This window comes from Candidatus Pantoea gossypiicola, from assembly GCF_008632075.1.
Classification (GTDB): Bacteria; Pseudomonadota; Gammaproteobacteria; order Enterobacterales; family Enterobacteriaceae; genus Pantoea; species Pantoea gossypiicola.
Genome location: NZ_VWVM01000009.1, coordinates 151,276 through 174,524, shown reverse-complemented (window position 1 = coordinate 174,524; position 23,249 = coordinate 151,276). Strand labels below are relative to the sequence as shown.

Below are 23,249 nucleotides of genomic sequence, written 5' to 3'. Positions count from 1 at the left end.
TGGTGGCAGAGTCAGTAGAAATCTATAACAGTCAGCGGCCACATCTGTCGCTGAAATACAAAACGCCTGATGCAGTGCATCAGGCGTTTTAACGGCATAACGTGTCAACCTATGCCAGGACTAGTCAGATTTATGTCAAAAGTCATGCAGGTTTGGCACACCGCCAATTATTGTTTACCCTTTTGTCAGGGATTGTCAGAGCGGTTCTGACAATGTGTTGTTATTTCCCCGGGTAATTAAATTACAGGATGGTTCCATGCAGGATACGGGTATGTTTGATGAGCTCAACAACGCGGGTAACTGGATAGTACGCAACCAGGAGCTGCTGATTAGCTATGCGGTAAACATCGTCGCAGCTATTGCGATTATCTTTGTGGGGATGATGATTGCACGCATCATCTCTAATACCGTTAATCGTCTGCTGCGCGCGCGTCATATTGATACGACCGTTGCTGATTTTCTGTCGGCGCTGGTGCGCTACGGTATTATCGCCTTCACGCTTATCGCGGCGCTCGGACGCATTGGTGTACAGACAACCTCGGTCATCGCCATCCTTGGTGCAGCGGGTCTGGCTGTCGGTCTGGCACTAAAAGATTCTCTGTCAAACCTTGCTGCCGGCGTACTGCTGGTGATTTTCCGTCACTTCCGTGCCGGTGAGTTCGTTGATCTGGGGGGGATCATGGGTACGGTAATGAACGTGCAGATCTTCTCCACGACGCTTAAGTCAGCCGACGGCAAGCGAGTGGTGGTGCCTAACGGTAAAATTCTTGCCGGAAACATCGTTAACTTCTCGCGTGAGCCGGTTCGCCGTAATGAATTTATCATTGGCGTCTCTTACGATGCTGATGTTGATGAGGTTCTGACACTGCTGCGTGAAGTGGTCGACGCTGACAACCGTGTATTGCAGGATAAAGGCGTGCAGGTTGGTCTGAACGAGCTGGCCGCTTCCTCCATGAACTTTGTGGTGCGCTGCTGGAGCAACAGCGGCGATCTGCAGGACGTTTACTGGGACCTGCTGAAGAACTTCAAGCGTGCGCTGGATGGCAAAGGAATTGGTATTCCTTATCCGCAGATGGATGTGCATCTGCACCGTGTCAGACCGTCAGAGGCAACCGCGTCCGAAACTCAGTCGCAGGCGCAGTAATCGGTTAATGGGCGACGCCTGTCGCCCATTAATTTTGCTAATAGCAGATTAATTCTTTAAATTTCCTCTAATCATCTCATCTCTTTATACTTCTTCGCATCTGACGATGTGAGGACGTAATTCTATGATATCACTCTACTTTCAGGGACTGGCCTTGGGTGCCGCGCTGATTCTGCCGCTGGGTCCGCAAAACGCATTTGTAATGAATCAGGGCGTAAAACGTCAATACCATCTGATGACGGCGGCACTCTGCTCGCTGAGCGACATTCTGCTGATATGCGGCGGTATCTTTGGCGGCAGCGCCTTGCTGAGCCAGTCTCCGCTGCTACTGATGGTCATCACCTGGGCGGGCGTGGCTTTTCTGCTGTGGTATGGCTGGGGCGCGTTGCGCAGTGCTTTTCGCGGTGAGGCCGATCTGACGGATGGTGCGCCGTTAAAGCAGAGCAGGGGGCGCATCATCGCGACGCTGCTGGCGGTGACCTGGCTCAATCCGCACGTCTACCTCGACACCTTTGTGGTGCTGGGCAGTCTTGGCGGTCAGTTGCCGACCACCACGGCGCGTCAGTGGTTCGCGCTGGGCACCGTCAGTGCGTCAATCCTGTGGTTCTTCGGCCTGGCTCTGTTGGCCGCGTGGCTCTCACCACGCCTGCATACCGCGAAAGCTCAGCGCATCATTAACCTGCTGGTAGGCGCGGTAATGTGGTTTATCGCCCTGCAACTGGCACGCCAGGGCATGGCCGGTTTTTGATCACGGCTGCGATCCGTGCCGGTAATTGCCGCGCCGCGGGCGAACTTTTGCCATAATGACCACTCAAAGCATGGCGCATACCGATGCGCTGTTGGGCTTCGCCGGTTAGAAGCCGTCATAGTGACCTTTTCAAGGAGGACTTTCATGAAACTGAAAGCATTGGCTCTGGCCGCAATCATGAGCGCCGGGGCATTGCCTGGCGTATACGCTGATGAGTTACCAAACGGACCGCACGTGGTGACCTCTGGCAAGGCAACGGTCGATGCCCGTCCCGATATCGCCACGCTCTCTATCGTGGTGAACGTCTCGTCAAAAGATGCCGCAGATGCGAAAAAGCAGGCGGATAGCCGGGTTGCGCAATATTTCGATTTTCTGCAAAAAAACGGCATTGAGAAGAAAGATATCGATGCAGCTAACCTGAGCACACAGCCTGAGTACGATTACACCAAAGAGGGTAAATCGGTACTGAAAGGCTACCGCGCGGTGCGTCAGGTGCAGGTCACCCTGCGTCAGCTGGACAAGCTGAACGATCTGCTGGACGGGGCGCTGAAGTCCGGTCTGAATGAGGTGCGCAGCGTCGAGTTAGGCGTGGCAAACCCGGAAAGCTACAAAGAGCAGGCGCGCAAAGCCGCGATTAAAAACGCGACTCAGCAGGCATCACAGCTGGCTGAAGGCTTCAACGCGAAGCTGGGATCCATCTACAGCATTCGTTATCAGGTTGCCAACTATCAGCCGATGCCAATGAACCGCATGTATAAAGCGGCGGCGGCGGCAGATACTTCGGCGCAGGAAACCTACGATCAGCAGAGCATTAACTTTGACGATCAGGTCGATGTGGTGTTTGAGCTCAAGCCCAACACGCCATAATGCAAAACGGGGCTTTCGCCCCGTTTTTGTTTTCAGGCTGCCACGTCATCCTGCCGCAGCACCCGATGTCCATGCGCAATCAGCGCATCGGTCACCCGACGCATTAACCGGCTTTCCGGCGCAAACCGATGCCAGTAGAGCATCCGCCGCTGACACAGACCCGGCGTCAAATCGATTAACTCACCGCTTGCCAGCTCACGCTCAATCTGAAGATGTGGGATCATACAGCAGGTTGAACCCTGCCGAGCCATCTGCACAAAGGCTTCAGAGGAGTTCACAATGTGACAGGGCACGCTGCCCGGTGAAAGATCAAAGTTCTGCTGCAGGAAGGCCTGATGCATATCATCAAGATGGTCAAACGCTACCGCAGGCGCTTTCAGCAGAGCAGATCGGGTGACGCCGTTTGGAAAGAAGCGATCGGCAAAGTCGCGTGATGCCACAAACAGATAGTCGAGCGCACCGAGCTGATCCACCAGGCAACTTGGCAGCGGCTGCGGCTGAATACTCACCGCACCCACCACTTCACCCCGACGCAGACGCTCCTGAGTGCGGGTTTCATCTTCGACCTGCAGATTCAGACGCACAGGTGAATCCGCCAGTACATCTTTCAGTGCGGGCAGCAGCCAGGTCGCAAGACTATCGGCATTGACCGCCAGCGACAGCAGCAGCGGCGTGGTGCCACTGTTCTCATCGCCCAGCCACTCCTCTTCCAGCAATTCTACCTGATGCAGCAACGCCAGCAGTTTTTGTCCCTGTTCGGTCGGACGCGGTGGCACGGTGCGCACCAGCAGCGGCTGACCAAACAGGTTCTCCAGCTGCTTGATACGCTGTGAAACCGCCGACTGGGTGATACACAACTTTTGTGCGGCACGCTCAAAGCCGCGTTCGCGGATCACTGAATCCAGCGCCTGAAGCGTTCGATAATCCGGGCGTTTCATTCTTCTTCTCTCTCCTTCAGGGTGGACGTCACTATGCCACAAAAGTGTCACCTGTGATGGCTCTCTTGTTTTTTGTGGGCTGGCTTCCAAAGCGATAAATCCACGTCGGACAGCCGAGCATTTTCAGCAAGCCTTGTTTTATACTACGCGCACTTCGTTGTCGCACAGGTTTTAAACATACCATGACCCAGGATGAACTGAAAAAAGCCGTTGGCTGGGCTGCACTTGACTATGTGCAGCCGGGCACCGTTGTTGGTGTAGGCACCGGATCCACCGCTGCCCACTTTATTGATGCGCTGGCCACGGTCAGGCATCAGATCGAAGGTGCTGTCTCCAGCTCCGACGCCTCTACCCAGAAACTGAAAAGCCTGGGCATTCAGGTGTTTGATCTGAACGAGATTGACCTGCTGTCGGTTTACGTTGATGGCGCGGATGAGATCAACCCACAGATGCAAATGATCAAAGGCGGCGGCGCAGCGCTGACGCGTGAAAAGATCGTGGCCGCGGTGGCCGAGACCTTTATCTGCATCGCAGACGCCTCAAAAGAGGTCGATGTACTGGGGCGTTTCCCGCTGCCGGTCGAAGTCATTCCGATGGCGCGCAGTTACGTGGCACGTCAGCTGGTGAAAATGGGCGGCTTACCTGAGTATCGTCAGAACGTGGTGACCGATAACGGTAACATTATCCTCGATGTGCATAATCTGCGCATTCTCGATCCGATTGAGCTGGAAAAAACTATCAATGCCTTACCTGGCGTCGTTACCGTTGGCCTTTTTGCCGCACGCGGTGCCGATATCGCCTTGATCGGCGGTCCTGATGGCGTGAAAACCATTAAAAAATGATCTGTCTGGCGCTGTAAAGGCGCCGGTTATTTCTGCCTGCAAATCATCTTTTCTCACGTCGGTGAAATTTGGTGACTTATGTCACATAACCGTCATCGACAGTAGGTTCGTTCTCTCTTCATCGCTGACCTCATGATTTTGTCCGGCAATGTGCTGTTGCCAGCCATTGCCATGCTGGCTGGCGGGCAATCGTTTGTATTGCCGGACGCGATTTTTTTGATATTTTGACAGAAGGCTGGCTTATGGTAGTCCTCATTGAATGCTGAATAGGATCGGGAAATGGCAAAGGTATCACTGGAAAAAGATAAGATTAAGTTCCTGCTGGTGGAAGGTGTCCATCAGAGCGCGCTGGAAAACCTGCGGGCTGCAGGCTATACCAACATCGAATTCCACAAGGGCGCACTGGACTCCGACGCGTTAAAAGCATCCATCCGCGATGCGCACTTCATTGGTATCCGTTCCCGCTCCCAGCTTACTGAAGAGATTTTTGCGGCGGCTGAAAAGCTGGTCGCCGTGGGCTGTTTCTGTATCGGCACTAACCAGGTTGATCTGCAAGCGGCAGCGAGCCGGGGTATCCCGGTGTTCAATGCGCCTTTCTCGAATACCCGCTCGGTGGCGGAGCTGGTCATTGGTGAGATGCTGCTGATGCTGCGTGGCATCCCGGAAGCAAACGCAAAAGCACACCGTGGCATCTGGAATAAGATTGCCAAAGGCTCATTTGAAGCGCGTGGCAAAAAGCTGGGAATCATCGGTTACGGCCATATCGGTATGCAGCTGGGCGTGCTGGCAGAAAGTCTGGGCATGCATGTTTTCTTCTATGACATTGAAAACAAGCTGCCGCTGGGTAATGCCACGCAGGTACGCCATCTGGCGGATTTGCTCAACATGAGCGACGTTGTCAGCCTGCACGTGCCGGAAACCGCCTCTACGCAGGATATGATTGGTGCAGAGCAGCTGGCGCAGATGAAACCCGGTGCGCTGCTGATTAACGCCTCACGCGGCACCGTCGTGGATATACCGGCGCTGTGTGATGCCCTGGCCAGCAAGCATGTGGGTGGTGCAGCCATCGACGTCTTCCCGACCGAGCCGGCCACAAACAGCGAGCCGTTTATCTCTCCATTGAGTGAGTTCGACAACGTGATCCTGACACCGCACATTGGCGGATCGACAGAAGAAGCGCAGGAGAACATCGGGATTGAAGTCGCGGGCAAGCTGGCGAAATACTCCGATAACGGCTCGACTCTCTCGGCTGTTAACTTCCCGGAAGTATCTCTGCCGATTCACGGTATCAGCGCCAGTCGCCTGCTGCACATCCATGAAAACCGTCCCGGCGTGCTGACGGCCATCAACCAGATCTTTGCAGAGCAGGGCATCAACATCGCCGCGCAGTATCTGCAAACCTCGCCGTTTATGGGATATGTGGTTATCGACATTGATGCAGAGCCGGAAGTGGCAGAGAACGCGCTGCAGCTGATGAAGGCGATTCCGGGTACTATCCGCGCGCGTCTGCTTTACTAAGGGGATTTTTACAGCCTGTAGCGTTTAGTGACGCTACAGGCTATTGAGAAACCTGAATCTGATAAATCTGACCGCAACACATTAATTCAATACGCTGGGAACACGATCAGAAGAGGAAAGCGTCCCGCCGCCCGGAAAAAAACGCCGGGAGCGTTTTTGAACAACGCCACGCGTTGGCCCGTTTACGGGTGCACCTCAGGGATGAGGTGCGTACTAAAAACGCCGGGAGCGTTTTTGAACAATGCCACGCGTTGGCCCGTTTACGGGCGCACCTCAGGGATGAGGTGCGTACTAAAAACGCCGGGAGCGTTTTTGAACAACGCCACGCGTTGGCCCGTTTATGGGCGCGCCTCAGGGATGAGGTGCGTACTAAAAACGCCGGGAGCGTTTTTGAACAACGCCACGCGTTGGCCCGTTTATGGGCGCACCTCAGGGATGAGGTGCGTACTAAAAACGCCGGGAGCGTTTTTGAACAACGCCACGCGTTGGCCCGGCAACGGGCGCACCTCAGGGATGAGGTGCGTAATCGCGCGGGCCGAGCATGTCACGGGCTGGCCTTAGCGTCTTTTCAATCTGACCGTGTTTCCTGCGCTGGCTCGATCTCACCGCTGACAGGACAGAATTGCCAGTCATCTCAGGCGCTTCACTGCGCACGTTTCTTAACAATTCTACTCCCACTGCCAGAGCTTTGACGGCGTCATCACCGCTGGCAACGGCACATCCCATTCTGCAACCGGCAGGCTATCCACCTGCTGACAATCGTGTGCCAGACCGACGGGCAAAAAACCGTGCTGCCGCCAGTTCTGCAGCGTGCGGTCATAGAAGCCGCCGCCCATCCCCAGCCGTTGCCCATGCTGATCAAAGGCCACCAGCGGCACCATCATCAGATCCAATTGATCAAGGGTGATCAACTGCCGGATATCGAGCGGCGGTTCGGGAATGCGCAGTTTATTCGGAAGCAGTGGCGTATCGGGCGAGTAGCGCAGAAACAGTAAATTACCGGGGGAGAAGGGGTGTAAAACCGGCAGATAGACGGCTTTCTTCAGATGCCAGAGCCGGGCAATCAGCGGACGGGTATTCAGCTCACCATCAACGGATAAAAACAGGGCAATATTGCGTGCGGCTGAGAGGGGGGCGTAGTTAAGGGCGAGATCAGCGAGCTGTTCGGCCGCCTTAGCCTGCTGATCATCCGTCATTGCACGACGCAGATGGCGCACCTGCTGACGAATTTCCTGACGCTGCAACATTGAAGGTGATGACATGGAAGGTTCAGACATGATTTCCCCGCCGGATAAGCCGCTGTGCAGCGACTATAACATGTCGATCTGGGGAAAAAAGCAGGACTGCAGAAAGGGAGATCTCCGAGATGCCGCCGTAGGCTGTAACCCTTGAACCCTTGGTTCAAGGTGAACATGCCGTCATAACCATCAGGCTTCTCGGACGAACCGAGCATGCACACAGGTTACAGAGCGTCACATTCTGTTTTTTCGAAATATCGGCTCAGGGGACTGGCCCACTTGCAAACATCTCAGAGAAAATTTACCTCACCGTTGCCGTACTGAATGGTAGCAACCATGAAGTTTTATTCGAACTTCGCACCTTCACGCTCAGAGATGCGACCTTGCTCAACCAGTGCCTGTTCTATCGTCTGCTGCAACATACGGATACGCTGTTCCATATTAGCAGCATAATCGCGCGTTTTCACTTTCTCTTGCGCCAGTTCGTGGCAGACGTTTAACGCGGCGATGAACACCAGTTGTTCTGTATTTGTGACTCTAGTGCGAACTTTTAGATCTTGCAACCGTTGATTGAGATCTTCAGCCGCGCTATTGAGCGCATCTTGCTGCTCTGGCGGACAATTCACTCTCAACGAACGACCAAAAATTTGTAAATCTACCGGTTGTGCAGACATGCCACCTTCCTGACTGATTACTTCGCTCGCAACTCCCTTAGCAGTCAATGGCTTGGGAGGCGGGCAACTATATAGACCCACGAAATAAGATACAACCCCTTTTCTGGAAACCTTGAGGCAGCTAGTGGTAGCATAACACGAACTTATTCTGCCAACGACGATGAAAACTTATGTCCTTACAGAACGCAACCCCCGATTACAACGCGCTCGCGGCAGTGCTCTCCCAGCAGGGTGTTGGCATGACGCCCGCAGAAATGCACGGCCTGCTGAGCGGGATCCTCTGTGGCGGTAATCAGGACACCAGCTGGAAGACGCTGGTACACGACCTGGCTAACGAAGGCATGGCGTTTTCACACACTCTTGCCGTGCCGCTGGCGGCGCTGCATGAGCACACGGCGACCACGCTGGAAGATGACGGCTTTCTGTTTCAGCTGATGCTGCCTGCTGACGATGACATCACGGTATTTGACCGCGCAGATGCACTGGCTGGCTGGGTTAACCATTTTCTGCTCGGCCTGGGCGTAACACAGCCTAAACTGGATAAGGTCACCGGCGAAACCGGCGAAGCAATCGATGATTTGCGCACTATCGCCCAGCTTGGTTACGAAGAAGATGAAGACCAGGAAGAGCTGGAGCAGTCGCTGGAAGAGGTGATTGAGTATGTACGTGTCGCCGCACTGCTGTGCCACGATACGTTTACCCGTCCCCAGCCCACCGCGCCAGAAGTGCAAAAACCGACGCTACACTAATTTCAGGTCAACGCGTTTAACCGGTCAGTTTACAGGGAGTGCAGAGATGATTTCACTGGAACGATACCTGCAGCGTCGTCAGGCGCTGCTGGCAAAGATGGTGCCTGGCAGCGCAGCGCTGATTTTTGCTGCGCCCGAAGTGACGCGCAGTAATGACACGGAATACCCGTTCCGCCAGAGCAGCGACTTCAGCTATTTCACCGGCTTTAACGAGCCGCAGGCGCTGTTAGTGCTGATTAAAAGCGACGAAAATCATAATCACAGCGTGCTGTTTAACCGCGTGCGTGACCCGGCAGCAGAAGTCTGGTCTGGCCGTCGGCTGGGCCAGGAGGCGGCTCCCGAAAAACTGGGCGTCGATCGTGCCTTACCCTGGAGTGATATCGGTGAACAACTCCACCTGCTGCTGAATGGCCTTGATGTCATTTACCATGCGCAGGGCGAATATGCCGAGGCGGATACGCTGGTGTTCAGCGCGCTGGGCAAGCTGCGTCGCGGTTTCCGTCAGAATCTCAGTGCGCCCGCTACCGTCACTGACTGGCGACCGTGGGTGCATGAGATGCGCCTGTTCAAAGATGCAGAGGAGATTGCGCTGTTACGTCGCGCCGGGGAAATCAGCGCACTGGCGCATACCCGTGCCATGCAATTCTGTCAGCCCGGCATGTTTGAGTACCAGCTTGAAGGGGAAATTCATCACGAATTCACCCGCCACGGCGCGCGTTATCCCTCCTACAACACCATCGTGGGTGCCGGTGAGAACGGCTGCATTCTGCACTACACCGAAAACGAAAGTGAAATGCACGATGGCGATCTGGTCCTGATCGATGCAGGCTGTGAATTCTACGGCTATGCGGGCGATATCACTCGCACCTTCCCGGTTAACGGCAAATTCAGCCCGGCGCAGCGCGCGATTTACGACATCGTGCTGGCTTCGCTGAAGCGATCGCTTGAGCTGTTCCGCCCTGGCGTCAGCATTCGTGAAGTGAATGATGAAGTGGTGCGCATCATGATTACCGGTCTGGTTGAGCTGGGCATTCTTGAAGGCGACGTTGATACCCTGATCGCTGAAGAAGCGCATCGCCAGTTTTACATGCATGGCCTGGGGCACTGGCTGGGGCTGGATGTGCACGATGTCGGTCACTATGGGACTCCCAGCCGCGACCGGATTCTGGAGCCGGGCATGGTGTTAACCGTCGAGCCAGGTCTCTATATCGGGCCGGATGCAGACGTGCCCGCACAGTATCGCGGCATCGGTATCCGAATCGAAGATGACATTGTGATCACTGAAAATGGCATTGAAAATCTCACTGACAGCGTCGTAAAAGAGGCCGATGAGATTGAAGCATTGATGGCGGCGGCAAAACAGGCATGACGATTCTGATTGCCGGAGGCGGCATGACCGGGGCGACGCTGGCGCTGGCGATCTCCCATCTTACCCAGGGCACACTGCCGGTGACGCTGATTGAAAGCAGTGAGCCGGGCAGTCGGGCGCATCCCGGTTTCGATGGCCGCGCGATTGCGCTCTCTGCCGGCACCTGCCAGCAGCTGGCGGACATCAATCTGTGGCAGCGCATCGCCAGCTGTGCCACCCCGATTACCGACATCCATGTTTCCGACCGCGGGCACGCTGGCTTTGTATCGCTGGCAGCGGCGGATTACGCGATTCCGGCGCTGGGACAGGTGGTCGAACTGTTTGACGTCGGTCAGCGGCTGTTTGCTGAACTGAAAAAAGCGCCAGGCGTGACGCTGCGCTGTCCGGCGCGCGTCACGCATGCCCAACGCAGCGAGCAGCAGGTAGAGGTATCGCTGGACAGTGGCGAGCAACTCAGCGGCAAACTGCTGGTGACGGCGGATGGTACGCGCTCTGCGCTGGCCGCCTCATGCGGTATTCAGTGGCAACGGGACGACTATCAGCAGCTCGCTGTGATTGCCAATGTCACCACTGCGTTGCCTCATCATGGCCGCGCGTTCGAACGTTTCACCGAACATGGCCCGCTGGCGTTGCTGCCGATGTCTGGCAACCGTCTGTCGCTGGTCTGGTGTCATCCGCTGTCGGAGCGTCAAAGGATTCAGGAGTGGAGCGAGGCTGAATTCCTGAGCCACTTGCAGCGAGCCTTTGGCTGGCGCCTGGGCAAATTCACCCACACCGGTCAGCGTGAATACTACCCGCTGGCACTCCACCGGGCGATCTCGCCCGTGACCCACCGCGTGGCGGTGGTGGGCAATGCAGCGCAGACGCTGCATCCGATTGCTGGTCAGGGCTTCAATCTTGGCCTGCGGGATGTGATGTCGCTGGCTGAAACTCTGGCCGCCGCCCATCGCCAGCAGCAGGACCCCGGCAGCTATGCGGTGCTGAACCATTACCAGCAGCGTCGTCAGCCCGACCGCGCCGCGACCATCGGTATTACCGACGGGCTGGTTCGTGTCTTTGCGAATCGCTATGGCCCGATGGTGGCCGGTCGCAACCTGGGTCTGCTGGCGATGGATCATCTGCCGTGGCTACGAAATCAACTGGCTGAGCGTACGCTTGGCTGGGTTAAGCGTTAATAAAGAGGCTCAGATGCAAACTTTTGATGTGGTGATTGCCGGTGGCGGTATGGTGGGGCTGGCGGTGGCCTGCGGCTTGCAGGGCAGCGGACTGCGCATCGCCGTGCTGGAAAAATCGCCGGAGCCACCGCTGGCGCTGAGTGCGTCTCCGTCCATTCGCGTGTCAGCCATCAACGCTGCCAGCGAACGGCTGTTACAGAAGCTGGATGTCTGGTCGACCATTCTCTCGCTGCGCGGCCGCGCGTATCACGGCATGGAAGTGTGGGATAAGGACAGTTTCGGTACCATCGCCTTTGATGGTCAGCAGCAGGGCCTGTCGCATCTGGGCCATATCATCGAAAACCCGGTGATTCATCACGCGCTCTGGCAACGCGCCAGCGCCTGTAGTGACGTAACGCTGATGGCACCCTCGCAGTTACAGCAGGTGGCATTTGGCGACAACGAAGCCTTTATTACTCTGCAGGATGGCAGCATGTTAAGCGCGCGATTGATGATTGCCGCTGACGGGGCTAACTCCTGGCTGCGTAATAAAGCCGATATTCCGCTGACCTTCTGGGATTACGAGCACCATGCGTTAGTGGCTAACGTCCGCACTGAGAAGCCGCACGACGCGGTGGCGCGCCAGGTGTTCCACGGCGACGGCATTCTGGCTTTCCTGCCGATGCAGGATCCCCATCTGAGCTCCATCGTCTGGTCGCTCTCGCCGCAGGAAGCGAGTCGTCTGGAAACCATGCCAGACGCGCTGTTCAATCAGCAGCTCTCGGTGGCGTTTGATATGCGCCTCGGCCTGTGCCAGCTGGAGAGCGAGCGTAAGTCGTTCCCGCTGGTGGCGCGCTATGCCCGCAACTTTGCGGCACACCGTCTGGCGCTGGTGGGCGATGCGGCCCACACCATTCATCCACTGGCGGGTCAGGGCGTTAACCTTGGCTTTATGGATGCCGCCGAACTGATTGGTGAAATTCGCCGTCTGCATCAGCAGGGAAAAGACATTGGTCAGCACCTTTATCTGCGTCGCTACGAGCGCAGCCGTAAGCACAGTGCCGCGATGATGCTGGCGGGAATGCAGGGCTTTCGTGAAATGTTCGCTGGTAACAATCCGGCGAAAAAACTGCTGCGCGATGTCGGCCTGAAGCTGGCGGATCGCCTGCCGGGTGTCAAACCGGTAATGCTGAAGCAGGCGATGGGCCTGAATGATTTGCCCGCCTGGCTACGCTAAATCCGTGCCTTCTGATAAGCCAGCGTCTGCTGGCTTTTTTTATATCTGAACGCTTCTGCACTACCAAAAGGCAACGCTGCACCATCAGGGAACTTCGTTTGATTTATTCTAATTTTGCGACTGAATTCGCATTACTTTTTCTCATTCATCTCCTGGCGGGGTACGGAATTTTTTTAACATCCTGAATGCCATCCCGCATAAATTTGCTGCGTATATTTAAAAGACCTGCATTTATTGCGCGATTAATCACAAAATTGCAGTTTTTTATCCTGTGGCAGGTCGTTTCTGGTTAGGCTGTGCATCTGCTTTCGACCCCGGTTTGCTTATGGTTAATCGTCAGATTCGGTGGTAACGTCAGCCGTAAGAGAACGTTTGCGTCGGCCCTGAATTCCGACGCACTTTTGCACTCAACCGCTTCTGCACAGGATGGTTATGACTCAGCAAACACCTCTGTTTGAACAGCATCAGGCCTGCGGTGCCCGCATGGTGGATTTTCATGGCTGGATGATGCCGCTGCACTATGGCTCCCAGATGGATGAACATCATCTGGTGCGCACCGACGCCGGTATGTTTGATGTCTCTCACATGACCATTGTTGACCTGACAGGTCCGCGTACCCGCGAATTCCTGCGCTACCTGCTGGCAAATGATGTGGCAAAACTGACGCAGCCGGGTAAAGCGCTCTACACCGGCATGCTGAATGCATCAGGTGGCGTCATTGATGATTTGATTGTTTACTTTATGAGCGAAACGTTCTTCAGGCTGGTGGTGAACTCCGCCACCCGTGAAAAGGACCTCGCCTGGATCACCCAGCACGCAGAGGGCTATGGCATTACGCTCACCGAACGTGATGACCTGGCGCTGATTGCCGTGCAGGGGCCGCAGGCGCAGCAGAAAGCACAGACCCTTTTCAGCGAAGAGCAGCGTCAGGCCGTCGCAGGCATGAAGCCGTTTTTCGGTGTGCAGTCTGGTGACCTGTTTATCGCTACGACCGGCTACACCGGCGAAGCGGGCTATGAAATTGCGATGCCCGCTGAAGAAGCGGCCGATTTCTGGCAGCGTCTGCTGGCCGCTGGTGTAAAACCGGCTGGCCTTGGCGCACGCGATACGCTGCGTCTGGAGGCGGGTATGAATCTTTATGGTCAGGAGATGGATGAAGGCGTGTCACCGCTGGCCGCCAACATGGGCTGGACCGTCTGCCGGGAACCCGCCGATCGCGATTTCATCGGCCGGGAAGCGCTGGAACTGCAGCGTGAACGTGGCACCGAAAAACTGGTGGGGCTGATCCTCACAGAAAAAGGGGTGCTGCGTAACGGCCAGCCGGTACGCTTCACCGATGACCAGGGGAAGTTGCAGGAAGGCATCATTACCAGTGGTTCTTTCTCACCAACGCTGGGTTGCAGCATCGCCCTTGCGCGTGTTCCGGCCTCCGTCGGCAGCACTGCCATCGTTGAGATTCGTAACCGCCAGATGCCGGTTCAGGTTACCCGTCCCGTTTTTGTCCGCGCCGGTAAACCGGTCGCCCAGTAAATTTTATTCAGGAGAAATGGCCAATGAGCAATGTGCCGAATACGTTGAAGTACCGCGACAGCCACGAATGGGTGCGCAAAGAAGCCGATGGCAGCTACACGGTGGGGATTACGGAACATGCGCAGGAGTTACTGGGCGACATGGTATTTGTTGATCTGCCTGAAGTGGGCGCGACGTTTGCTGCCGGTGAAGAGTGCGCGGTGGCGGAATCTGTTAAAGCGGCCTCAGACATCTATGCGCCGATCAGCGGTGAGATTGTGGCGGTCAACGAAGCACTGACCGACTCACCGGAGCAGGTTAACAGCGAGCCTTATGACGGCGGCTGGTTATTTAAAATCAAAGCCAGCGACGCGTCTGAAATCGACACGCTGCTGGATGCGGATGCTTATAAAGCCTCCATCGACGAGTAGTCGTCAGGCGGCCTCGCGCAGAGGCCGCAGATTTCTGTTTGCTCTCCGGTTCCCCCAGCCCGATTCAGGATTTACTGCTAATGACCCAGACTCTCAGCCAGCTTGAACACAACGGTGCATTCATTGAGCGCCATATTGGTCCTTCGCCTGAGCAGCAGGCACAGATGCTTGACGCGATTGGTGCCCGTTCGCTGGACGCGTTAATCAGCACGATTGTGCCGGCAGACATTCAGCTGCCAGGCCCGCCCGCGGTGGGCGAAGCCGCTACGGAACAGCAGGCGCTGGCCGAACTGAAAGCCATTGCCAGCCAGAATCTGCGGTACAAATCCTGGATCGGTATGGGATACAGCGCGGTCATCACCCCACCGGTCATCCTGCGTAACATGCTGGAGAATCCGGGCTGGTACACCGCCTATACCCCATATCAGCCAGAGGTCTCGCAGGGCCGTTTGGAAGCGCTGCTGAACTTCCAGCAGCTGACGCTGGACCTCACCGGCATGGATATCGCCTCCGCGTCACTGCTGGATGAAGCCACTGCCGCCGCTGAAGCGATGGCGATGGCAAAGCGCGTCAGTAAGCTCAAAAACGCCAATAAATTCTTCATTGCCGACGATAGTCATCCGCAGACGCTTGATGTGGTCCGTACCCGTGCGGAGACGTTCGGCTTCGAACTGATCATCGACAGCGCCGACAAGGCATCCGAACACGACGACCTGTTTGGTGTGCTGCTGCAACAGGTGGGCACCACTGGCGAAGCGCACGATTACAGCGCATTGATTACCGGACTGAAAGCACGCAAAGTCGTGGTCAGCGTGGCGGCAGACTTTATGTCGCTGGTGTTACTGGAAGCGCCAGGCAAGCAGGGTGCAGACATTGTGTTTGGTTCCGCTCAGCGTTTCGGTGTGCCAATGGGTTATGGCGGCCCGCACGCGGCCTTCTTCGCCAGCCGCGACGAGCATAAACGTTCCATGCCTGGCCGCATCATTGGTGTGTCACGTGATGCCGCGGGCAATACGGCGCTGCGTATGGCGATGCAGACCCGTGAACAACATATCCGCCGTGAAAAGGCCAACTCCAACATCTGTACCTCGCAGGTGCTGCTGGCCAACATCGCCGGTCTCTACGCAGTGTTCCACGGCCCAACCGGTCTGAAGCGTATCGCCTCACGCATTCACCGCTTCACGAATATTCTGGCAGCCGGACTGCAGCAGGGCGGCCTGAAGCTACGCCATCAGCACTGGTTCGATACGCTGACGGTGGAAGTGGCGGATAAAGCCGCCGTGCTGAACCGCGCCCTGAGCTTTGGCGTTAACCTGCGCAGCGACATCCATAACGCCGTCGGCATCACGCTGGATGAAACCACCTGCCGCGACGATATTCTGGCGCTGTTCGCTATTCTGCTGGGTGATGAACATGGCCTGGATCTGGAAAAGCTCGACAGCGAAGTCGCCAGCGAAAGCCACGCGATTCCGGCTGGCCTGCAACGCCACAGCGAAATCCTGGCCCATCCGGTGTTCAACCGTCATCACAGCGAAACCGAGATGATGCGTTACATGCACAGCCTGGAGAAAAAGGATCTGGCGCTGAATCAGGCGATGATCCCACTCGGCTCCTGCACGATGAAGCTGAATGCCGCCGCCGAGATGATCCCGATCACCTGGCCGGAATTTGCGGAGCTGCATCCGTTCTGCCCGGCGGAACAGGCGACCGGCTATCTGCAGATGATCGGCCAGCTTTCGCAGTGGCTGGTGCAGCTCACCGGCTATGATGCACTCTGTATGCAGCCGAACTCCGGCGCGCAGGGTGAATATGCCGGTCTGCTGGCGATCCGCCGCTATCACGAAAGCCGCGGCGAGGGCGATCGTCATCTCTGCCTGATTCCCAGCTCGGCGCATGGCACTAACCCGGCTTCCGCCCAGATGGCGGGCATGGATGTGGTGGTCGTGGCCTGCGATAAACAGGGCAACATCGACCTTGGCGACCTGCGGGAAAAAGCGGCGCAGGCGGGCGACAAGCTCTCCTGCATCATGGTGACGTATCCCTCCACCCACGGCGTTTACGAAGAGACCATCCGTGAGGTGTGCCAGATTGTGCATCAGTACGGCGGCCAGGTGTATCTGGATGGCGCGAACATGAATGCGCAGGTCGGCATCACCACGCCGGGCTATATTGGCGCGGATGTTTCGCACCTCAACCTGCACAAGACCTTCTGCATACCGCACGGCGGTGGCGGCCCGGGTATGGGACCGATCGGCGTCAAAGCGCACCTGGCACCGTTTGTTCCGGGACACAGCGTGGTGCAGATCGACGGTGTGCTGACGCAGCAGGGCGCGGTCTCCGCAGCGCCGTTTGGCAGCGCCTCTATTCTGCCGATCAGCTGGATGTACATTCGCATGATGGGCGCGGAAGGGCTGAAGCAGGCCAGTTCGGTGGCGATTCTGAATGCCAACTATATTGCCAGCCGCCTGCAGTCTGCCTATCCGGTGCTCTACACCGGCCGTGACGGGCGCGTGGCGCATGAATGTATTCTCGACATCCGCCCGCTGAAAGAGCAGACCGGTATCAGTGAACTGGATATCGCTAAGCGCCTGATCGATTATGGCTTCCATGCACCGACCATGTCTTTCCCTGTGGCAGGCACGCTCATGGTGGAGCCGACCGAGTCTGAGAGTAAAATCGAACTGGATCGCTTTATCGACGCAATGCTGGCGATCCGCATGGAGATTGACCGGGTTACGGCAGGAGAATGGCCGCTGAACGACAATCCACTGGTGAATGCGCCGCATACCCAGCTGGAAATCGTCAGCGAGTGGTCACATCCTTACAGCCGAGAACTGGCGGTTTTCCCGGCGGGCAGCCACAACAAATACTGGCCGACGGTGAAACGTCTGGATGATGTATTTGGCGACCGTAATCTGTTCTGCTCCTGCGTGCCGATGAGCGACTATCAGTAAGCTCACCGCAGGTAAGTATTAACTATCAGGGGCCGATTTTTCGGCCCTTTTTACTGGAGAATCAGTATGAAACTGGCACTGGTTACGGGTGGCAGCCGCGGTATCGGACGGGCCACGTCGCTGTTACTGGCCGCGCGGGGTTATCGGGTTGCGGTGAACTATCGTCAGCGCGAGGACGAAGCGAAACAGCTGGTGGCGCAGATCCAGCAGCAGGGCGGTGAAGCCTTTGCGGTTCAGGCGGATATCAGTGATGAAGCCCAGGTGATGGCGATGTTTGCGCAGCTCGACCAGCAGCCTGTGCCGCTGGCGTTGCTGGTAAACAACGCCGGGATTCTTTTTCAGCAGTGCCATACAGAGCAGCTGGATGCGGCGCGTCTGCATAAGGTCTTTGCCACCAACGTTATCGGGAGCTTTCTCTGCTGTCGTGAGGCGGTGAAGCGGATGGGTACCCATCACGGCGGTCAGGGCGGTACGATCGTCAATGTCTCGTCGGCCGCGTCGCGTACCGGTGCGCCTGGTGAATATGTCGATTACGCCGCCTCAAAAGGGGCGATGGACACGCTGACGAAAGGCTTGTCGCTGGAAGTGGCGCAGCAGGGGATTCGTGTCAACGGCGTCCGTCCGGGATTCATCTATACAGAGATGCATGCCGATGGCGGCGAGCCAGGCAGGGTGGACCGGCTTGCCAGCGTGATCCCGATGGGACGTGGCGGTGAGGCAGAAGAGGTGGCGGAAGCGATCGTCTGGCTGGCCAGCGACGCGGCCTCTTACGTCACCGGCAGCATCATTGACGCTGCCGGTGGGCGTTAATCGCCGCTGCTGATGCGGCGAGGTATTAAATCAAAGGTTTTCGCCGTTGCTGGCGATAACCTGCTGATACCAGCTAAAGCTCTTCTTCTTCGCACGAGAAAAATCACCGCTGCCATCATCGTTTTTATTCACATGAATAAAGCCGTAACGCTTGTCGTACTGACCGGTAGTGAACGAAACGCAATCCAGGCAGCCCCACGGCGTATAGCCCATTAAATCCACACCATCATATGCCACCGCTTTCTTCATCTCTTCGATGTGTGCACGCAGATAGTCGATGCGGTAATCATCTTCAATCAGCCCGTCGGCATTGGGCTTATCGATAGCACCAAAGCCGTTCTCTACAATGAACAGCGGCTTCTGGTAACGTTCGTACATCTCGTTCATGGCATAGCGCAGGCCAACCGGATCGATCTGCCAGCCCCAGTCTGACGCTTTCACATGCGGGTTTTTTACCACACCTTCAAAGCTGGTGATCGGGTCGTCAACACCGCTGGCATCGGTCTTCACGGCGTTGCTCATGTAGTAGCTGAAACCGACATAGTCGGCGCAACCCTGACGCAGGGTTTCGGCATCGTCCGCTTCCATCTGGATGTCATACCCTTTGCGCGCCCACTCTTTCAGGGTGTACGCCGGATAGTAACCGCGCATCTGCACATCACTGAACACATAGCGCTGATGCATCGACTCCTGCGCCAGTACCACATCGTCCGGGTGGCAGGAGAACGGATAAACCGGGACCATGGCGATCATGCAGCCAATCTGAAAGTCTGGATTGATATCGTGGCCGAGTTTGACCACTCTGGCGCTGGCAACAAACTGGTGGTGCATCACCTGATACATTGCCTGTTCAGGCTTCTCGTGTTCGGTGAAGATCACGCCTGAACAGCAGTAACCAAACAGCGGATACTGCCAGTTACGCTGGTTGTTGATCTCGTTAAAGGTCATCCAGTATTTCACTTTATTCTTATAGCGATTCATCACCACTTCGCTGAAACGAACAAAGAAGTCGACCACTTTACGGTTATGCCAGCCGCCATACTCTTTGACCAGGTGATAGGGCATTTCGAAGTGCGAAAGGGTGATGACCGGTTCAATGCCATACTTCAGCAGTTCATCAAACAGATCGTCATAGAATTGCAGGCCCGCTTCGTTGGGCTGTTGTTCATCTCCGTTGGGGAAGATGCGGGTCCAGGCAATGGAGGTACGGAAGCATTTGAAGCCCATCTCGGCAAACAGCGCGACATCCTGTTTGTAGTGGGAGTAAAACTCCACGCCTTTATGGTTCGGATAGAAATGGCCCGGCTGCACGCCGTCGGTGATCACCCGGTCAACGCCATGCGAACCGCCGGTCAGCACGTCAGCAATACTGACGCCTTTGCCGCCCTGATCCCAGCCGCCTTCAACCTGATGGGCGGCCACTGCGCCGCCCCAAAGAAAACCTTTTGGTAACTGCAATTCTGCACTCATGCTTCACCCCATTGCGGATATTGAAATTGGGCTGAGTGTAGCAAGGCAATAATGAAAGTCACGATATAACAGCGCGCCAGTAATTGCGTTTGTCACATCTGAAAAACAGGCTGTTTTATTTCCCCAGCTGACGGCCTATAGCTTCAATAATATAGGTCACTGGCACCTGCGTCGTAATATCGGTATTGTCCGCCATGCGGATAATCGGCACGTGATAGCAGAGGTTGAAATCACCAATTTTTGCCAGCGAACAGCTTTCCGTATTGGTTATCGCGATGATTTTGCACTTATTCAGACTAAACTGGCTGGCAATGCGCAGGATCTCTTCGGTTTCGCCTGAGACCGATAAAATAATGGCAATAGCATTTTCATAGAGATCGGGTGCAACCGGATAATAGGGATCGTCAATCGCATGGCTGAATTTACCGAGGTTTGAGAAAAAACGCGCGCCATATTTTGCCAGGCTGCCGGAGGTGCCGACGCCAATAAAGAAAATTCGCTCCGCCTGATTAATCTTCTGCGCTGCCTGGGCAATGAGTTGTTCAAATTCCGGGTTATTAATGCTCTTAAAAAAGCTCAGCATTTCGCTGACGCCCGCCGTGTTGAGCAGCGGCGCGCTCTGTTGTTCGCTTAAGCGCAGGCGGATACGAAATTCCGACCAGCCTTCGCAGTCCATCTTGCGGCAGAAGCGCAGCACGGTGGTGGTGGAGACACCAGCCTGCGCAGCCAGCTCTCGGATCGTCATGTAGCTGACGCCTTCGCGGTGCTTAATGATGAACTGATAGACCTGCATTTCCAGATCGTTAAGGCGGGCAAGATCGCGATGCGAAAACATGGATGACTCATTGAACAGTTGACCGGCAGTCAGTTTACCAGATTCAGCAACCGGTTTAACGGATAGTGAAATTCATCAGATAATTTTAGCGTACAGGTGTACACTGAAATCGTTATCATCCCGTCTGGAGAATATTATCACTGCGATTACGCTGTTCAGGACACACTTATGACCTCCACACTTTCTCAAAAACAACGACACGCCGCAGACGAGTGGTTCGGCGAAGAAATTGCCAACAGTATCAGTCATGGTCTGGGCTGTCTGTTCGGCATCGTCGGACTGGTGCTGATGCTCTATCAGGCCATCGAACATCAGGCGGACGCCCTGACCTTTGCCAGCTACAGCCTCTATGGCGGCAGCATGATCCTGCTGTTTCTGGCCTCGACACTCTATCATGCGGTGCCGGATGGACCGGCCAGACCCTGGCTGAAAAAGCTGGATCACTGCGCCATCTATCTGCTGATTGCCGGCACCTATACGCCGTTTCTGCTGATCGGGTTAAGAACGCCGCTGGCGTATGGATTAATGGCGGTGATCTGGGGTCTGGCGCTGGCCGGTATTCTGTTCAAGCTCACAATTGCGCATCGCTTCAAAGCGCTGTCGCTGGTGACCTATCTCTGTATGGGGTGGCTGTCGCTGATTGTTGTTTATCAGCTGGCGATGATCCTGCCAGCGGGCTGCATCTGGCTGCTGGCCGCAGGCGGAATTATCTATTCGCTGGGCGTGATCTTCTACGTGGCGCGCCGCATTCCCTATAACCATGCCATCTGGCACTTATTCGTGCTGGGCGGCAGTCTCTGCCACTTCTGCGCCATCTACTTGTATGTGCGTTGATCTGAATTGCAGCACTGGCCCTTCCCTTAACGGAAGGGCCATTCGGTGGAATCAGTTCTCATCCAGTGAGTAGGGCAGCGGCTGAATGGTCAGATGGCCGCCTTCATCACCTTCAACCCGCAGCACGCTATCCGGCTCCAGATCGTTATTCAGCACCACCTGAATCCAGCTGACGCCATCATCTAACTGCACTGCAGCCAGCACGCTGCCGGTGCGACGCCAGCGTTCACCCATCTGTAACTCCAGCGAGGCATTCGCTTCGGGCAGATGACTTGCCTGACCCGCCAGCCAGTAAAGGGCGCGTTTATTGGCACCGCGATATTTCGCCCTGGCGACCATCTCCTGACCGGCATAGCAGCCCTTTTTAAAGCTGATGGCATCCAGCGCCTGCAGGTTGGTGGCCTGGGGAATAAACTGCACGCTGGTGGCCGGATCGATCACCGGAATTCCCGCTTCAATATCCAGCGCCAGCCACTGCTGACCGTCATTGAACTGTGCATCATCGTTGAGCTTCTGCTTCAGCGCTTCTGCCTGAGACAGCGAAGTGACAATCAGGAAACGCTCGGCCGGATGGGCAAACCATAGCAGCGTCGTTTCGCCCTGCTGTACCACCGGTTTCTCGCTGTCGGGCAGGCTATCAAACAGATTGGTCAGCGCGGCACGCGCCTGAAAACCGGCTACGCCCAGCAGCACAGACTCGTCGTCAGCCGCCATCGTCACTTTCGAAAACACCGCGTATTTCTTCAACTCGGTAAGCTGGGTGTCGCGCAGTTCACGGCGAATCAGATAGGCATAGCCTTCGCCGCGATGGAACAGGCGCAGGTTGCTCCACATTTTGCCTTTGGCATCGCAGTGAGCGGCGGGCGAATGGTGGTCAGCATCCAGCGCCGCGACATCCAGCGTTAACTGACCCTGCAGGTAAGCGGTGCTGTCGGCCCCGGCAACGGAGACCAGCGCCCAGCTATCCAGTGACATCAGGGTTAACGGCAGACGAGACGACGCGGCAGGCTGGCGCGGCGGTAAAGTAAAAGTGGGCATGGAGATATCCTGTGTAAGAAGGTTCATCCGGAATATTGTCTTCAATGTTAAAAGAGCCGACTGGCAATGCAACCTGTTTACGGAAAACGGCGCACAAAAGGCGTGATACCCCTGAAAACATGCGCTCTGAAATGTGGCAGGTTGCACAGCCTGCGACACTGTGCCTGCGAGCCACAGTAAACCAGGTTACACTAGCGGCCACGTTGTGACTTGTGGAAATTGATGCATGGATATTAATGATAAATCACGTATTCAGTGGGCCTGCCGTCGTGGCATGCTGGAACTGGATGTGGCGATTATGCCGTTCTTCAAATTTGAGTATGACACGCTGAACGACACCGATAAGCAGGTCTTTGTTGCCCTGTTGAAGAGTGACGATCCCGATCTGTTTAACTGGCTGATGAACCACGGTGAACCCGCCGATCCGGAGCTTAAGCGGATGGTAAAACTGATCCAGCAGCGTAACCATGATCGCGGCCCGGTGGCAATGTAAGCTGCGCCCCTCTCGCCTGGCATGCGGATGTCTGTGCGCCTGGCTGATGGCTGCCGTTCCCGGTGTGATGCTGATGACGCTGCCTGTGAGCGGCTGGTTGATTAAAACGCCGGTTATTCTGCTGATGCTGGCTGAGGGCTGGCGTTGTTACCGGCGATTGATTCGGCGACACGGCACATTGCAGCGGGAAAGCGTTCATTGCTGGATCTGGCAGGGAAAACGCTGGCGGCCAACCCAGCCGCTGCGCTGGTTGCCGATTGGCGTGCTGCTGGTAGCGACGAGCGAACAGGGTGCCACGCTGCGCTGGTGGCTGATGCGGGACAATATGCAGCCTGCCGAATGGCGGGCGTTACGCGCCTGCTGTTTCAGTAAGGCGCGGCATTAACGGCAGCAGGCA

General features: G+C 56.1%; 22 protein-coding genes and 1 other RNA gene. 16 read left to right on the top strand and 7 right to left on the bottom strand.

What is annotated here, in order from left to right; all coding sequences use genetic code 11:
* The first annotated feature begins 256 nt into the window (after window positions 1-256).
* From mscS to F3I20_RS13830, 3 genes are all read left to right on the top strand, one after another.
* Window positions 257-1,144: a small-conductance mechanosensitive channel MscS gene (gene mscS / locus F3I20_RS13840; RefSeq protein ID WP_150014181.1), complete on the top strand. Its 888-nt coding sequence runs from the start codon at window positions 257-259 to the stop codon at window positions 1,142-1,144.
* A 124-nt stretch (window positions 1,145-1,268) separates the two neighbouring features.
* Entirely contained in the window at window positions 1,269-1,892 is a 624-nt protein-coding gene (argO, locus tag F3I20_RS13835; protein ID WP_150038766.1) for an arginine exporter ArgO, read from the top strand.
* A gap of 144 nt (window positions 1,893-2,036) precedes the next feature.
* Window positions 2,037-2,759, top strand: coding sequence for an oxidative stress defense protein (locus tag F3I20_RS13830; protein ID WP_150014177.1), 723 nt, complete (start codon window positions 2,037-2,039; stop codon window positions 2,757-2,759).
* 32 nt (window positions 2,760-2,791) lie between these two features.
* Here F3I20_RS13830 and F3I20_RS13825 read toward each other — a convergent pair whose 3' ends face one another.
* Entirely contained in the window at window positions 2,792-3,697 is a 906-nt protein-coding gene (locus F3I20_RS13825) for a LysR family transcriptional regulator ArgP (protein ID WP_010248822.1), read from the bottom strand.
* 182 nt (window positions 3,698-3,879) lie between these two features.
* Here F3I20_RS13825 and rpiA point away from each other — a divergent pair, with 182 nt between their 5' ends.
* Entirely contained in the window at window positions 3,880-4,539 is a 660-nt protein-coding gene (rpiA, locus tag F3I20_RS13820; protein WP_013358954.1) for a ribose-5-phosphate isomerase RpiA, read from the top strand.
* 279 nt (window positions 4,540-4,818) lie between these two features.
* A complete protein-coding gene (gene serA / locus F3I20_RS13815) occupies window positions 4,819-6,057 on the top strand; it encodes a phosphoglycerate dehydrogenase (protein ID WP_033733680.1) in 1,239 nt (412 codons plus the stop codon).
* A 668-nt stretch (window positions 6,058-6,725) separates the two neighbouring features.
* Here serA and F3I20_RS13805 read toward each other — a convergent pair.
* From F3I20_RS13805 to zapA, 3 genes are all read right to left on the bottom strand, one after another.
* Window positions 6,726-7,319: a 5-formyltetrahydrofolate cyclo-ligase gene (locus F3I20_RS13805; RefSeq protein WP_150014230.1), complete on the bottom strand. Its 594-nt coding sequence runs from the start codon at window positions 7,317-7,319 to the stop codon at window positions 6,726-6,728.
* Between the two features lie 92 nt (window positions 7,320-7,411).
* Window positions 7,412-7,595: non-coding RNA, 6S RNA (gene ssrS, locus F3I20_RS13800), on the bottom strand.
* A gap of 44 nt (window positions 7,596-7,639) precedes the next feature.
* Entirely contained in the window at window positions 7,640-7,969 is a 330-nt protein-coding gene (zapA, locus tag F3I20_RS13795) for a cell division protein ZapA (protein ID WP_008925677.1), read from the bottom strand.
* Between the two features lie 170 nt (window positions 7,970-8,139).
* Here zapA and F3I20_RS13790 point away from each other — a divergent pair, with 170 nt between their 5' ends.
* From F3I20_RS13790 to F3I20_RS13755, 8 genes are all read left to right on the top strand, one after another.
* Window positions 8,140-8,718: a YecA/YgfB family protein gene (locus tag F3I20_RS13790; RefSeq protein ID WP_033733679.1), complete on the top strand. Its 579-nt coding sequence runs from the start codon at window positions 8,140-8,142 to the stop codon at window positions 8,716-8,718.
* A 46-nt stretch (window positions 8,719-8,764) separates the two neighbouring features.
* Window positions 8,765-10,087 carry a Xaa-Pro aminopeptidase gene (gene pepP, locus F3I20_RS13785; protein ID WP_150037810.1) on the top strand — a complete coding sequence of 441 codons (1,323 nt, stop codon included), beginning with the start codon at window positions 8,765-8,767 and terminating at the stop codon, window positions 10,085-10,087.
* Entirely contained in the window at window positions 10,084-11,262 is a 1,179-nt protein-coding gene (gene ubiH / locus F3I20_RS13780; protein ID WP_150037809.1) for a 2-octaprenyl-6-methoxyphenyl hydroxylase, read from the top strand. Before pepP ends, ubiH begins: the two co-directional genes overlap by 4 nt.
* 13 nt (window positions 11,263-11,275) lie before the next feature.
* Window positions 11,276-12,478: an FAD-dependent 2-octaprenylphenol hydroxylase gene (gene ubiI, locus F3I20_RS13775; protein WP_150037808.1), complete on the top strand. Its 1,203-nt coding sequence runs from the start codon at window positions 11,276-11,278 to the stop codon at window positions 12,476-12,478.
* A 432-nt stretch (window positions 12,479-12,910) separates the two neighbouring features.
* Complete coding sequence (gcvT, locus tag F3I20_RS13770) at window positions 12,911-14,008, top strand: glycine cleavage system aminomethyltransferase GcvT (protein ID WP_150037807.1); 1,098 nt, start codon at window positions 12,911-12,913, stop codon at window positions 14,006-14,008.
* A 23-nt stretch (window positions 14,009-14,031) separates the two neighbouring features.
* On the top strand, window positions 14,032-14,418 hold the full coding sequence (gene gcvH, locus F3I20_RS13765; RefSeq protein WP_033733675.1) for a glycine cleavage system protein GcvH: 387 nt from the start codon (window positions 14,032-14,034) through the stop codon (window positions 14,416-14,418).
* Window positions 14,419-14,498: 80 nt separating this feature from the next.
* A complete protein-coding gene (gcvP, locus tag F3I20_RS13760) occupies window positions 14,499-17,372 on the top strand; it encodes an aminomethyl-transferring glycine dehydrogenase (protein WP_150037806.1) in 2,874 nt (957 codons plus the stop codon).
* Between the two features lie 66 nt (window positions 17,373-17,438).
* A complete protein-coding gene (locus F3I20_RS13755; RefSeq protein WP_150037805.1) occupies window positions 17,439-18,182 on the top strand; it encodes an SDR family oxidoreductase in 744 nt (247 codons plus the stop codon).
* A gap of 30 nt (window positions 18,183-18,212) precedes the next feature.
* Here the strand turns inward: F3I20_RS13755 and F3I20_RS13750 are convergent, their stop codons facing one another.
* A complete protein-coding gene (locus tag F3I20_RS13750; RefSeq protein WP_150037804.1) occupies window positions 18,213-19,652 on the bottom strand; it encodes a 6-phospho-beta-glucosidase in 1,440 nt (479 codons plus the stop codon).
* Between the two features lie 115 nt (window positions 19,653-19,767).
* Entirely contained in the window at window positions 19,768-20,487 is a 720-nt protein-coding gene (locus F3I20_RS13745) for a MurR/RpiR family transcriptional regulator (protein WP_150019343.1), read from the bottom strand.
* 168 nt (window positions 20,488-20,655) lie between these two features.
* Here F3I20_RS13745 and trhA point away from each other — a divergent pair, with 168 nt between their 5' ends.
* Window positions 20,656-21,321 (top strand): PAQR family membrane homeostasis protein TrhA, encoded by a 666-nt coding sequence (trhA, locus tag F3I20_RS13740; protein WP_150037803.1) that lies wholly within the window; start codon window positions 20,656-20,658, stop codon window positions 21,319-21,321.
* A 51-nt stretch (window positions 21,322-21,372) separates the two neighbouring features.
* On the opposite strand, the gene ygfZ is transcribed toward trhA, so the two are convergent.
* Complete coding sequence (ygfZ, locus tag F3I20_RS13735; protein ID WP_150037802.1) at window positions 21,373-22,359, bottom strand: tRNA-modifying protein YgfZ; 987 nt, start codon at window positions 22,357-22,359, stop codon at window positions 21,373-21,375.
* A 226-nt stretch (window positions 22,360-22,585) separates the two neighbouring features.
* On the opposite strand from ygfZ, the gene sdhE reads away from it, so the two are divergent.
* Window positions 22,586-22,852: an FAD assembly factor SdhE gene (gene sdhE / locus F3I20_RS13730; protein ID WP_013358937.1), complete on the top strand. Its 267-nt coding sequence runs from the start codon at window positions 22,586-22,588 to the stop codon at window positions 22,850-22,852.
* Complete coding sequence (locus tag F3I20_RS13725) at window positions 22,827-23,237, top strand: protein YgfX (protein WP_150014148.1); 411 nt, start codon at window positions 22,827-22,829, stop codon at window positions 23,235-23,237. The genes sdhE and F3I20_RS13725 overlap by 26 nt, the downstream gene beginning before the upstream one ends.
* Window positions 23,238-23,249: the final 12 nt, after the last annotated feature.